At 64.6% G+C, this 10,511-nt stretch carries 17 protein-coding genes and 1 tRNA gene; 1 reads left to right on the plus strand and 17 read right to left on the minus strand.

Annotated elements, in window-relative coordinates; genetic code table 11:
- Positions 1-5 precede the first annotated feature (5 nt).
- From BDK61_RS07165 to BDK61_RS07190, 7 genes are read right to left on the minus strand one after another with little or no spacing between them, the layout of a single operon-like run.
- Positions 6-524, minus strand: coding sequence for a S26 family signal peptidase (locus BDK61_RS07165; protein ID WP_121302862.1), 519 nt, complete (start codon positions 522-524; stop codon positions 6-8).
- Entirely contained in the window at positions 521-1,117 is a 597-nt protein-coding gene (locus BDK61_RS07170; RefSeq protein WP_121302863.1) for a hypothetical protein, read from the minus strand. Before BDK61_RS07170 ends, BDK61_RS07165 begins: the two co-directional genes overlap by 4 nt.
- Entirely contained in the window at positions 1,104-1,385 is a 282-nt protein-coding gene (locus BDK61_RS07175) for a hypothetical protein (RefSeq protein WP_121302864.1), read from the minus strand. The genes BDK61_RS07170 and BDK61_RS07175 overlap by 14 nt, the downstream gene beginning before the upstream one ends.
- Positions 1,382-1,552 carry a hypothetical protein gene (locus tag BDK61_RS23315; protein WP_167467363.1) on the minus strand — a complete coding sequence of 57 codons (171 nt, stop codon included), beginning with the start codon at positions 1,550-1,552 and terminating at the stop codon, positions 1,382-1,384. Before BDK61_RS23315 ends, BDK61_RS07175 begins: the two co-directional genes overlap by 4 nt.
- Entirely contained in the window at positions 1,549-1,734 is a 186-nt protein-coding gene (locus BDK61_RS07180) for a hypothetical protein (protein ID WP_121302865.1), read from the minus strand. Before BDK61_RS07180 ends, BDK61_RS23315 begins: the two co-directional genes overlap by 4 nt.
- Entirely contained in the window at positions 1,731-2,060 is a 330-nt protein-coding gene (locus BDK61_RS07185; RefSeq protein ID WP_121302866.1) for a hypothetical protein, read from the minus strand. The genes BDK61_RS07180 and BDK61_RS07185 overlap by 4 nt, the downstream gene beginning before the upstream one ends.
- Entirely contained in the window at positions 2,057-2,266 is a 210-nt protein-coding gene (locus BDK61_RS07190) for a MarR family transcriptional regulator (protein WP_121302867.1), read from the minus strand. The genes BDK61_RS07185 and BDK61_RS07190 overlap by 4 nt, the downstream gene beginning before the upstream one ends.
- Before the next feature lie 177 nt (positions 2,267-2,443).
- Here BDK61_RS07190 and BDK61_RS07195 point away from each other — a divergent pair, with 177 nt between their 5' ends.
- On the plus strand, positions 2,444-3,565 hold the full coding sequence (locus tag BDK61_RS07195; protein WP_121302868.1) for a hypothetical protein: 1,122 nt from the start codon (positions 2,444-2,446) through the stop codon (positions 3,563-3,565).
- A gap of 224 nt (positions 3,566-3,789) precedes the next feature.
- Here the strand turns inward: BDK61_RS07195 and BDK61_RS23320 are convergent, their stop codons facing one another.
- The 10 genes from BDK61_RS23320 to BDK61_RS07240 form a co-directional block, all read right to left on the minus strand.
- The gene (locus BDK61_RS23320; RefSeq protein ID WP_167467364.1) at positions 3,790-3,957 is read right to left on the minus strand and encodes a hypothetical protein; all 168 of its coding nucleotides are present in this window, start codon (positions 3,955-3,957) and stop codon (positions 3,790-3,792) included.
- A gap of 256 nt (positions 3,958-4,213) precedes the next feature.
- Positions 4,214-4,435: a Sec-independent protein translocase subunit TatA/TatB gene (locus tag BDK61_RS07200; RefSeq protein ID WP_121302869.1), complete on the minus strand. Its 222-nt coding sequence runs from the start codon at positions 4,433-4,435 to the stop codon at positions 4,214-4,216.
- A gap of 157 nt (positions 4,436-4,592) precedes the next feature.
- Entirely contained in the window at positions 4,593-5,771 is a 1,179-nt protein-coding gene (locus tag BDK61_RS07205; RefSeq protein WP_121302870.1) for an ATP-binding protein, read from the minus strand.
- Complete coding sequence (locus BDK61_RS07210) at positions 5,768-6,586, minus strand: hypothetical protein (RefSeq protein ID WP_121302871.1); 819 nt, start codon at positions 6,584-6,586, stop codon at positions 5,768-5,770. Before BDK61_RS07210 ends, BDK61_RS07205 begins: the two co-directional genes overlap by 4 nt.
- Before the next feature lie 2 nt (positions 6,587-6,588).
- The gene (locus BDK61_RS07215) at positions 6,589-7,185 is read right to left on the minus strand and encodes a hypothetical protein (RefSeq protein WP_121302872.1); all 597 of its coding nucleotides are present in this window, start codon (positions 7,183-7,185) and stop codon (positions 6,589-6,591) included.
- On the minus strand, positions 7,182-7,385 hold the full coding sequence (locus BDK61_RS07220; protein ID WP_121302873.1) for a hypothetical protein: 204 nt from the start codon (positions 7,383-7,385) through the stop codon (positions 7,182-7,184). The genes BDK61_RS07215 and BDK61_RS07220 overlap by 4 nt, the downstream gene beginning before the upstream one ends.
- Positions 7,386-7,436: 51 nt before the next feature.
- Positions 7,437-9,269, minus strand: a complete 1,833-nt coding sequence (locus BDK61_RS07225; RefSeq protein ID WP_121302874.1) for a twin-arginine translocation signal domain-containing protein — start codon at positions 9,267-9,269, stop codon at positions 7,437-7,439.
- A 24-nt stretch (positions 9,270-9,293) separates the two neighbouring features.
- Positions 9,294-9,698, minus strand: coding sequence for a hypothetical protein (locus BDK61_RS07230; RefSeq protein WP_121302875.1), 405 nt, complete (start codon positions 9,696-9,698; stop codon positions 9,294-9,296).
- 408 nt (positions 9,699-10,106) lie between these two features.
- Positions 10,107-10,180, minus strand: a tRNA-Arg gene (locus BDK61_RS07235).
- A gap of 77 nt (positions 10,181-10,257) precedes the next feature.
- Positions 10,258-10,497, minus strand: coding sequence for a twin-arginine translocase TatA/TatE family subunit (locus tag BDK61_RS07240; protein WP_004962460.1), 240 nt, complete (start codon positions 10,495-10,497; stop codon positions 10,258-10,260).
- Between the last annotated feature and the right edge of the window lie 14 nt (positions 10,498-10,511).

Genomic DNA, 10,511 nt, shown 5'->3' on the forward strand with positions numbered 1-10,511 from the left:
GCTGCTCACGCTGCTACTGCTGTGAACGGCCAGTCCTCGTCATCGGCGACGAACACGACGCGTCCCTCGATGTCCTCGTCGGCGACGATGCCGTGGCGGTCGGCGGCTTGGTCGTACTCGGGGTTCGCGTCGCCCTTCGTCACCCAGCCGTCTCGGGGCGCGGGACAGTTCCCCAGCTCCTCGCAGCCGGACGCGTCCCCCACCGCATCCGGGTCGGCTCTGTCGTACCAGTTCTCGCCGGCTTCGACGTGGAACATCGCGCGGTGGGCGTAGTCCGTCTCTCCGTCGGTGTAGACGATCACGTCTCCTTTGGACACGTCGCCGACACCGGCGTCGTGCAAGAGGCGGTCTCCACCGTCGACGGTCGGCTGCATCGAGCCGGTCGGGGCCGCGACCGCGTACGGCAGAACTCCGCCGAGGATCTGCATCGCGGCCATCGCAAGGGGCGCGCTCCACGCGAGGAAGTCCCAGAGCGAGGCGAAGCCGACGCCGGCGGCGATGGAAAGGAGAGTTCGGTCGTTCATCGTTCCGTCAGCAGTTCGCGGTCGCGTTCGATGTCGGCGAGTTCCTCGTCCAGTCGTTCTTCGAGTTCCGCCTCGTCGATCTCGCCGGCGAGGAAGGCTTCCCGGGCATCCTCGACGGGATCCGCGTCCTCGTCGTCGGCCAGCACGGGTTCGACGTCCCACTTGCGCTCCCACGCCGGCTTCTCCCGCTCGTGGATGCGGGCGATCTGCAGGTACTCACCGACCGCCACCGCGGCGAGAGCGACCGAAGCAAGCGCCGCAAAACCGATTTCAGAGCTGGTCATCGTCGCTGGCGCGGCGTTGGCCATCGCTCCCAGAACGAACGCTCCGAGTGCGCTGTTGGCGAGGTGACAGTGATGTGACCCGCCATCCGGCGCGGGAGGCTTCGTGGGTGGTTCGCAGTCTGGACACGTCGGGTAGTGCATATCACCCGCTTCGTGGCCGAGCGCGTCTAGTGTCCGTCGTATCACGGGGTTGTGGTAGCCGCTCTGGGCGGGGTTCTCGACGTGGTAGACCTCGACCTCGTACTCGTCGTCAAAGTCTCGCCCGCACTCGGGGCACTCGTCAGGGATGAGGCGCTCACTCACGACCATCACCCGCGCGGTCTCGCGCGATCTCGAGCTGGCGAAGGTAGGCGTACTCGACGCGCTCGCGGCCAACGTCGTCCAGTTCGACGCCGGCGTGCGCGACCAGCGCGCTGGAGAACTCGACGGGCGACAGCGGCTCCCGCGCACTCCGCCCAACGGCGACGAGCTGGCCCGCATAGCAGCGCCGCAGGTAGGTCTCGTCTTCGACGTTGGAGGCGTAGTCACGGACGGCCTCGGCGAACTCGCTGGGGGCGAGCGGGGTCTCGCGCGTCATCGCGCATCACCCGCACGAACGCGGTCGATGAGTCCGGTGACGATCTCTCGCGGGCTCTTGACTCGGTGGACGATGTGAGTCTCACCGTCCTGTTCCTCAACCTCGATCGTGACCACGTAGGCGGCAAGTTGGCCGGCGTGGTACGCGAGACGACCGAGCAGGCTCATCGCGCATCACCCCCGAGGCGGGCAATCTCGTAGTTCACTGCAAAGAGGTAGGCGCCGGTGGCGAGGAACGCGAACACCGTGTAGAGTCCACTCGAGTGGATGTGGCCACCGAGGAGACCGATCACGACCGGGAAGCCGGCTAAGACGGCGATGAACCGGGCACGTTCCGCTGGCTCCGTCATCGGTCATCACCCGCCTCGTCGGCGGCATCGTCGGTGTCGAACACGTGCCACAGCACGAGGGCCGCGGCGATCATCGCGATGATGCTGTATAGTGTCAGTGGGTCGATCGGGTAGTACACCGCCGTGTAGATCGTCTTGCCACCACTGACGATATGTTCATCAACGGGCACGTCGAGGGCGCGGTCGGGGATGCTGGTGATGCCGTTGATCGTGCCCAACGCGCCGGCAACGAGCGCCGTAGCGACGCGACGACCGTTCGTCGTGGTCTTCTCGGTAGCCAGCCAGCCGACGGTAGCTGATTCAACCTCTTCCTCGTCGTCACTCATCGGTCATCACCGGCGTCGTCGCCGACCAGTTCGTACAGACCGCGCGTGAGCTTGCGAACGCGGTCTTCCGCGCGCAGTTGGCGGAGGTGGTACTGGGCGTTCTGTTTGGAGTCGATACTCGTCTGCTCCTTCAGGTACTTCGGGTTCACGCGACCCTCGCGCAGAACGTCGATCACTTCGTCTCGGGTGTCCTTGTTTCGGCTCACCTCTACGTTATCTGGTACGTTGTTCCGGTACTTAGTCCACTCGCCCGAACGGGTGTGTACACGCGTATTGGGGTGGTATATTGGTACTTTGGGTTTTGGTGGGTGTGTCCCTGACTTGACGATGTACCGGTTCCCCGACAAGTCTTATTAACCCCCATCTCCAAACATCGAGTGCAAATGGAGAACGACTCCAACACTGACGCAGAGACCCTCCGAACCACCGTTGCCGCCGCACTCGACGACATCGACGCCAGCATCGAGATCCGCGACCACGAAGACGGCATCAAGCTGGTTGCCAACGACACCCTCCGAGAGTACTCTCCCGCCGCCGGCTACCGCTGTGACGAGATCCCCGACTACTCGTACACGGACGCCGGCCTCGCCCTGATCGACGCTCTCGACCACGATGCGATGGTGTCGTGGGTGTGGGCCGCCGACGGCCGTACCGCCGACGGCAAGTCGACCTCCCGCATCATCGTCACCGGGCTTTCCTACGGCCACGACGCTGACGAGACCGTTGAGAACGACACCGAGGACGAGGAGACCATCGAGGTCAGCGCCGACGCCGTTCACGGCATCGCCGAGGAAGTGGACGGACGCGACGAACTCGAGCGGACGTACGGGGCCAACATCCCGCCACGCCCCGACCTGCGCTCCGTCGGCGACGGGGACGTGCGCGAGGTCTACGAGACGCTCGAACTCCACGACCTCGACGACCCGGACGCGGCGACGGCCCTCTGGCGCGCCGCCGGCCGGAACAACCGCGCGGCCATCAGCGCCGCCGCGAGCCGGCGCATCGCCGAGATCTTCGCCAACGAGTTCGACCCGCTCGTGGAGCCGGAGCCCGAGACCGTGTTCCACGAGGAGCCCGCCGGGCGGGCGCACACCGCCGCCCTCGTCGCCCACCGCGACCTCGCCGCCGGCGCGGACGCCGAGGCGACCGCCCGCCGCGTGGCCGCCCTCCACGGCCTCGACCACAGCACGCGCACGACTCGCCGCGTGGGGCCCGACGCCCCGCCCAAGTACACGACGCACACGCTCCGCGTCCCCGACAGTGGCGCCGACGTCCGCATCATCGAGGAACACGACGACCGCGTGGACAGCCGCGTCGAGGTTCGGTACCTCGGTCGCGTGACCGACTCGTGGACGCCCGACGAGGATCCCGCGACCGTCCGCGACGACGTGGCGCCCCGCGTCGTTCCCGACGACACCGAGGAACGGTTGGCGACCGACGGTGGTGGCGCCGAGCTGAAGAAGCCTCAGCCGCCGACGTGGGAGGACTACGACCCCGACGGCTGACTCCCACCTCTCAACGGTCGAAACGCCCTTCGAGGGCGTCGGCGAGCGGACTGGCCTCCGCCGCCCTGATGAGACCGAGGCCCCGCTGACGACGCGCGACCGGCTGGTCAGAGAGGGCCGTGAGGAGACGTGGGACGAGGAGAACTACGTGCTGTCCGCCGACAAGCTCTGGCCGATCTCGTCGCTCCGGGGGATGGCCGACGGCCTCCAGTGGGAGGCGTAGGCTACTTCTCGTCGAGGATCTCGAGCGCCCCGCGGACGTGTTCCTTTGCTTCTTCGACGTGTTCGATGGCGTCCTCGTCGAAGTCCTGTTCTCGTGCCCGTTCGACCCAACTGCTTGCGCCGTCGGAGAACGTCGCCAGTCGCGCCATCAGGAGTTTCTCGTCTTCCATCTCGCTGTTACCGACGTCCGTCCTCGCGTATAAATGCTAACCCGTGACCGCGAGGGACTTATAGCAATCAGTCGACAAGAAACGAGTGCCGCCCTCGATGTGTGTCAGGGGCGGTCGCGCATCGTCCGTCAGTCAGTCGCTGTCGCGCGGATGCGGTCTGCGTCACGGGTTTGCTGTTCCCCACCAACGTGGGGGCGACACCCCTCTTGCTTTCGCTCTTCGTCGTTGCTCGTCGTTGAGAAAGAGGAAATAGTCGTTAGTCTGCCGTCTCCACGTCCTCGTCGTCATCGAGATCCGCGCTCTCCTGCAACGCCTGCTTCGACTCCTGTGCGCCGGCTTTGAACTCGTTGATGGAACGACCTGCGCTTCTGGCCAGTTTGGGCAGCTTGTTCGCGCCGAACAGCAGCACGGCGATCAGCAGCACTACCAGCAGCTCGACGCCGCCGGGAATGCCGAGTTGTGCGATGCTTCCGATCATCTACACACGAGTGTCAGACACGCAATAGGATAAGCCGCGGGCGAGAACAGGCTGTTTGACCACGGGAACACATTTATCGTATCAAGGATCCGGGGGAGGGGGAAACCCCCCGACGTAAACGCGCCCGTGCCAGCACGCGTGCGGCGCGCACGTGGCGTCAGTCGTCGTCGAGCCGTGGGTCGGGGTCACCATCCCACTCGTCTCGATGGGCCTCGCAGTACCCGCTGACGTGCCTCGTGCGCTGGCCGCATCCCTCGCCGTGGCGGTTGTGACCCCGGCACTTCCGACGCGGAAGTCCGTCCTCCTCGTCGTCCTCGCTACCGTCTCCACCGTCGTCGTCTTCCAACTGCCGGATCATCTCCAGCATATCGCCGTACCCGGCGTCTCGAAGCTCGTGGGCGGCGTCGAGAACCTCGTCCTCCGTGCCCCAGCCCCAGTTCCCGGAGTCGTTCGTGTCCACGGTGTAGTCCGGGAGGTCGATCCCCGTCACCGTGCAGATCTCGTCCTCTCCCGTCTCGTCGCTCGCCAGCGACTCGTACACCTCCATCGTCTTCTTGTCGCGCTTGAAGGCCGGATACGCGAGTTCGCCGTTCCGCATCGTCGGGTGAATGTCCCCGGGGCGGTGACCGATCCCGATGACGGACAGCCGGAACGGCTTCTTGCGCATCTTCCGCACGAGGGGCCGCATCAGCTCCTCGACCTTCGCGCGGTCGGCCGCGTACCCCGACATCAGGCTCGACAGCTCGTCGGCGACGAGGAGCTTCCGTTCCTGCGGGTTTTCCACGCAGTAGTGGAGCAGATCCGGATAAGCCTCGACGTACTCCACACCGTTGTTCGCCTCCGCGAGGGAACGGACGTTGGTCAGGATCGTGCCGCCGACGCGGAGCTTCCACAGTTCGGCGAGCCGAACGCCGGTCATCGTCTTCCCCGAACCCGTGTCGCCGAACAGCAGGAGCAGGAGGCTGGGGCGTTCGATGAGCTGACCGAGATGCTCGTAGTCGACGAAGTCCATCGCACTCCCACCACCGCCGGCGAGCCCCGTCGCGTGTTCCACAACCGCGATGTTGCCGTTCTTGACGGCACGCCGAAGGTTCCGACCGACCTCTCGGCGAACCACCTCAACGTAGTACTCCGTGTTGTAGTAGAACCACGCCGGTTCGCCGGTCTCGTAGTGCGGCCGACTCTCGGGTTCGTAGTGCTGCCGGAACGACTCAAGATGGCGGATCGTGTCCTCGTCGAGCAGTCCAGCCTCCCTCAGTGCGGGCAGTTCGGCGTTCTCCAGCTGTTCCCGGAGTTCCGAGAAGCTGTACCCGGAGTAGTCGCTACTCCCCGTCATTCGCCATCACGCCCGCGCTGGGGCTCGTCAAGGTCGAAGTCCGGTTCGTCCAGCCGGTCGAACTCGTCGGCGTCCACGTCGCCGTGGTCGCGGACGATCTCCCGGACGGTCTGCTCCAGCACGTCGTCATCCGACATCGGCTGGGTCTGCTCGCGGATGTCGCCGAGTTCCCGGTCGAGTTCGTCGTGAACCACGTCCGGATGCGCGGCCTTCCGGTCGAGTTCGTCGTTGGCCATCGTGTCCCAGTACCGACTCTCGACAGCCTCCACGACCGCATTGAGCCGTTGCCGCAACACGCGTCCGCGATGAGCCCACGTCCGAAGCCGACCGCGACACTCGTAGACCGCCGACCGCCACGTGGCCAGCTCGTCGTCGTTGAGTTCCGCTTCGAGCGCGCCCTCCTCGACGATGACGCACTCCTCGTCCGGGTCGTAGTCCATTTCGCGGACGCCCCAGTTCCCGGAACCCTCGCGGAACCACGGGGATCCGTCCTCCTCAACGCGATCGTTCCACCACTCAGGCGGGACGAACCACGTCTGGGCGTAGTCGCGCTCCGCGTCCACCTCGACGACTTCGACCGTCTCCGGTGGTTCGGAGAGGAGGTCGGCGAGCTTGCCACCGGCGATGTACCCAATTGCGCCGGCGACCGCTCCACCGCGCATCACGTCAATGGCCCACGCGGGCACGTCCAACCGACCGGACATCACGCCCATCGTCAGTAGACCGACCATCACGGCCACGACCGCGCTGTTGCTAGTGACTGCTTGCTTGACCCGTACCAGATTACCGTTCTGAGTGTCTCGTTCGTCCGTCATCGTTACTTTCGCCGCCAGACCTCGTGGGCCCGGACGGGTTCTTCGAGTTCCTTGGTTCGCTGTCGGTACGCGACGTAACCCATCGCAAGCGCGGCGGCTGCCGCTCCAGTCACGAGCGCGGGTGTCGGGGAGAGCGTGGTCACGACCTCGGTGTCGACGGACTTGTCGCCGGACACCTGAACGGTGGCGCCGTCAACGCCGAAGAACACGCTCCCGCCGGTCAGTGCGACGCGGATCTCCGTCTCGCCCTCGGGGATCGTCTCTTTCTCCGCGATGATCTCGCGTTCCTCGTTGGGGCCGATCTCGTCACGCGTCTGCGTCGGGTACGTGACGGTAATCGGCTCCTTAGCGTCGATCGTGACTATCGCATACCCGTCGTATCGTTCGATGGTGTCGATGTGCGCGTTGTCCGTCTGCTGGAGTTCCAGCACGGGGTCTTCCTCTCCCGCCTCTTCGTCCTCGACCGTCTCTCCGTCGGACGTGGCCGTCTCGTTGCCCGGAGTGGGGTTCTCTTGCGCGACCGCCGCCGGCGCGACGCCCGCGAGGACGGCCACGGCCACTGCGAGGAGGGCAGCGACCCCCACCCACATCCGGGTCATAGTACCACCCCAGCCACAGTGAGGAGCTGGGTCGGGTCGAGACTGGAGAGGAACTGGTTGATGAGCTGGTTGATGAACGCGCCCACGTCGATGACACCGTAGTAGTCCGCAGCGTAGACTGCAACGAGAATCGTCAGCAGGGGCTTGATGAAGTCGGTGACAAGACCGAGGGCCTTGTCGAGGATCCACAGCAGTGGCATCTACTTGTCAACACGCCATCACGAAAGAAGAACGGCACGCAAGAACGGGGGTCAGCGGTCGTCGTCGAGGGCGTACCACGCGACGAGCGCGGCGATCAGTCCGCCCGGGGCCCACGCCGGAACGCCCGAGTCGCCGAACAGACTGCCGACGATCCCGCCACCACCGTTCTTCTGCTCCTCTATCTTCTCGATGAGCTCCTCGTACCGCTCCTGCATCTTCTTCCACTCGCTCTCGCTGATGTAGTTCGTGTCGTTCTGCGCCTCCGAGGACTCCGTCGTCGCCGTGTTCTTCGTCTCACCGGTCTCAGTGTCGGTGAAGGTCACGATCTCGAACGGGCTGTCGAGCTGGATGGTCTCGAACTTGGTCTCGTCGACGGCAGCCCCGAACTCGATGGAGTCGATGTCCGTGATGGCGGTCTCCAGCTGCTCGCTGATGTCGACCGTCCACTGCTGCTTGCCGTCCACCTTCGAGAAGTCCTTGGCGAGGACGGTGGCCGTCTCGCCGGCGGTCGTCTTGATGGTGAACTCGTGGCCTTGCGGCGGCTCGTCGGTGAACGTCACCACACCTCCGTCGACGCCGGCCTGCGAGTCGTACGCCTCCCACGTCCCGCTGGACTTGGAGACGTCGTAGGTGATGTAGTAGCTCGCCGAGTCCGCCGTGGGGTCGATGGTGGAGCCAGCCTCGAAGGTCTGATCCTTGGTCGAGGCCAGCGTCCCGTACAGCGTGACGTTCGACTTGGGGATGTGGATCTCTGCCTCGCGGTCGAGGTCAGTGCTGATGTTCAACGCCATCAAGTCCGCGACCGCCTGATTGAACGAGTCCTTCTCGGAGGCGGTCATCTCGGCGAGTTCCCGCGGGGTCAGGAGCTCCGAGGTGTCGAGTTCGCCTGCCTGCACTTGGTCGTAGACGTTGTCGACCCACGTGATGATGCCGTTCCGGGCGTTCGTGAACGCGGTGTCGATCGTGTTCCAGATACTCGTCCAATCCGTGTCCTTGAGATACGTAACCGTGTTCCCGTTGGAATCAGTCGCGTCAACGCTCAGTGACTGTAGATTGCCGTTAGACCACGTACCAGAATCGAAGTTCATCGGCGTGTAACCCGCATCAGCGGTCGTTTGCAGCTTCTTCACTGCAAACGTCGTTCCATCGGGCATAGTGTGGTCTACCTCGGTAAACGGCGTGTATCCCGCTGGCGAACGCTGATCCGGATATTCACTACCCCCCCAGTCCTTGTCGTTGTAAACGAGTACATTAACTGGGGTAATGTCCGGGTGGGAACTGGCCGTATTGGCGGCGGTCTCGAGTTCGGCCAGCGTCTCGTTCCAACTCTTCAACAGGTTCTTCTTAACCGTTGTCGCGTACTTGTCAACGGCGTTCGTCGCTGCCGTCTCAACCTCGGACTTCTGCTTCTCGTTGTTAATGGCCTCGATAGCCGCAATCTTGGCGTCTGCGTACGCGGCGTGTTCGACACCGCTCTCGACGATGTTGCGGTTGTCCACGAAGGTGGACTTGTTCGTACTCTTCCTCGTCCGGACGGTCTGGTAGGCTTGATCCTTGAACGCCGAAGCCGTCAGCCCCTCGGGGGGAGCGTCCGCCTTGTCCGCGGTCATCTCGCGGAGCATCCAGCCGGTCGCCACGCTGCCACCGACAACCACGCCGGCGATAACTGCGGGCGCGATGGCCTCGGCCTCCTGCACGGGGCCGGCGCCGAAGTGCTGGGCGCCCGCTCCGGTCGCGGCAGCCCCGGCGGTCGCGCCGGCGAGCCGGAGGAAGTCGCGGCGGCTGGTCGTGGGGGCGGTCGTCTCGTAGAGTTCCTGTTCCGCGTCAGAATCGTCACTGATGGCGTCGTTCTCGTCGTTCTCAAGAGGGTCGTGTTCACTCATTGTTGAAAGATGGGTGAAAGGTCGTCAGTAGTGCGCGACGAGCGCGTACGCCCCGATCAGGGCGAGTGCGACGAACGTCGCCACGTAGGTGTTGCTGGTCACGAAGTCACCGACGGCGGGGATGAACTCGTGCGCGAGCATCAGAGCGGGGCCACCGAGCACGAGAAGGCGCTCGGGATCCGTGTCATCTCCACGCGTCGAGTAGTCGTCGAGGGAGCGGTCGTTGGTGATCCACGCGACCGCGAACGAGATGAGGTAGAGCACGGCGGCGAGGCTGACGCCCACGTCCGTGCTGACCGCACTCGCAAGATCGTTTCCAAAGAGGCTGACACTTCCGATACCAGTCGCCACAACAGCGCCGACGGCAGCGAGCGGGAAGCCCGCCGCGTCGTTGATCGACACACTTTCTGGCAGGTCGAGTACCGACATACTGCGTCTGACACTATTCTGTCACGTCGGAAAAGTTACACGCGCCAAGGGGTTCGCCGAGCAGCCTCGCGCGCCGGCATTCAAGAACGAAGTCCCCCACAAGAGGAAGTGCGTCCCGCCGGGACACGGGACGCGCCCGAACCACCCCCGCATCCGGGTAGGGGGTCGCGCATCGTGCTCGCCGAAGGGTGGGAGGTAAGGACGGTCGCGTGGAGGGTGGGACGATGATCTTGAGCGCCGGCTGAACTTTATGACGGAAGAGGGAGAGGTGATTCTCGAACCGCATGATGGCTCGCCACCCCAACCCGCTCCGGGTTCGACTCGCGGCTCCAACGCTACTTGCACGTAAAAGTAGGAATCCCGAATTCGTCCGCCGTACAGGGGGATTCCGAGCAACTTGCGGCTGCACGGGCGTGGCGGGATTCGAACCCGCGTTCTAGGGGTTAGGAACCCCTCGCCCTGGTCCACTAGGCCACACGCCCTACGGGGTGGTCGATTGAGCGGTGAAAAGTCCTTTCGTTATCACTGTGGCCCGCTGAAAACGGAGAAGTGGTCGAGATTACGTCTCGGTTTCCGTCGCCGTTTCGGTCGACTCGGCCGAGTCCACGGTGGACGCATCGGTCCCTTCTGCAGCGCCGCCGTCGCGCATTTCTTCGAGTTCCTGTTCGACTTCTTCTCGCCCCTTCTGGAACTCACCCATGGCTTCGCCAGTTGACCGCGCTAGTTTCGGAATCTTGTTCGCGCCGAACAGCAGGACGGCGATGAGGAGGATGACCATCATCTCCGTCGTCCCGGGCATCCCCGGGAACAGTA

It is taken from the genome of Haloarcula quadrata (assembly GCF_003634715.1).
Lineage (GTDB): Archaea > Halobacteriota > Halobacteria > Halobacteriales > Haloarculaceae > Haloarcula > Haloarcula marismortui.

Bases quoted from the DNA above. Each gene is read 5' to 3' on its own strand.
- BDK61_RS07165 (WP_121302862.1), bottom strand. From the start codon at position 524: ATGAACGACCGAACTCTCCTTTCCATCGCCGCCGGCGTCGGCTTCGCC.
- BDK61_RS07170 (WP_121302863.1), bottom strand. From the start codon at position 1,117: ATGGTCGTGAGTGAGCGCCTCATCCCTGACGAGTGCCCCGAGTGCGGG.
- BDK61_RS07175 (WP_121302864.1), bottom strand. From the start codon at position 1,385: ATGACGCGCGAGACCCCGCTCGCCCCCAGCGAGTTCGCCGAGGCCGTC.
- BDK61_RS23315 (WP_167467363.1), bottom strand. From the start codon at position 1,552: ATGAGCCTGCTCGGTCGTCTCGCGTACCACGCCGGCCAACTTGCCGCC.
- BDK61_RS07180 (WP_121302865.1), bottom strand. From the start codon at position 1,734: ATGACGGAGCCAGCGGAACGTGCCCGGTTCATCGCCGTCTTAGCCGGC.
- BDK61_RS07185 (WP_121302866.1), bottom strand. From the start codon at position 2,060: ATGAGTGACGACGAGGAAGAGGTTGAATCAGCTACCGTCGGCTGGCTG.
- BDK61_RS07195 (WP_121302868.1), top strand. From the start codon at position 2,444: ATGGAGAACGACTCCAACACTGACGCAGAGACCCTCCGAACCACCGTT.
- BDK61_RS23320 (WP_167467364.1), bottom strand. From the start codon at position 3,957: ATGGAAGACGAGAAACTCCTGATGGCGCGACTGGCGACGTTCTCCGAC.
- BDK61_RS07200 (WP_121302869.1), bottom strand. From the start codon at position 4,435: ATGATCGGAAGCATCGCACAACTCGGCATTCCCGGCGGCGTCGAGCTG.
- BDK61_RS07205 (WP_121302870.1), bottom strand. From the start codon at position 5,771: ATGACGGGGAGTAGCGACTACTCCGGGTACAGCTTCTCGGAACTCCGG.
- BDK61_RS07210 (WP_121302871.1), bottom strand. From the start codon at position 6,586: ATGACGGACGAACGAGACACTCAGAACGGTAATCTGGTACGGGTCAAG.
- BDK61_RS07215 (WP_121302872.1), bottom strand. From the start codon at position 7,185: ATGACCCGGATGTGGGTGGGGGTCGCTGCCCTCCTCGCAGTGGCCGTG.
- BDK61_RS07220 (WP_121302873.1), bottom strand. From the start codon at position 7,385: ATGCCACTGCTGTGGATCCTCGACAAGGCCCTCGGTCTTGTCACCGAC.
- BDK61_RS07225 (WP_121302874.1), bottom strand. From the start codon at position 9,269: ATGAGTGAACACGACCCTCTTGAGAACGACGAGAACGACGCCATCAGT.
- BDK61_RS07230 (WP_121302875.1), bottom strand. From the start codon at position 9,698: ATGTCGGTACTCGACCTGCCAGAAAGTGTGTCGATCAACGACGCGGCG.
- BDK61_RS07240 (WP_004962460.1), bottom strand. From the start codon at position 10,497: ATGCCCGGGACGACGGAGATGATGGTCATCCTCCTCATCGCCGTCCTG.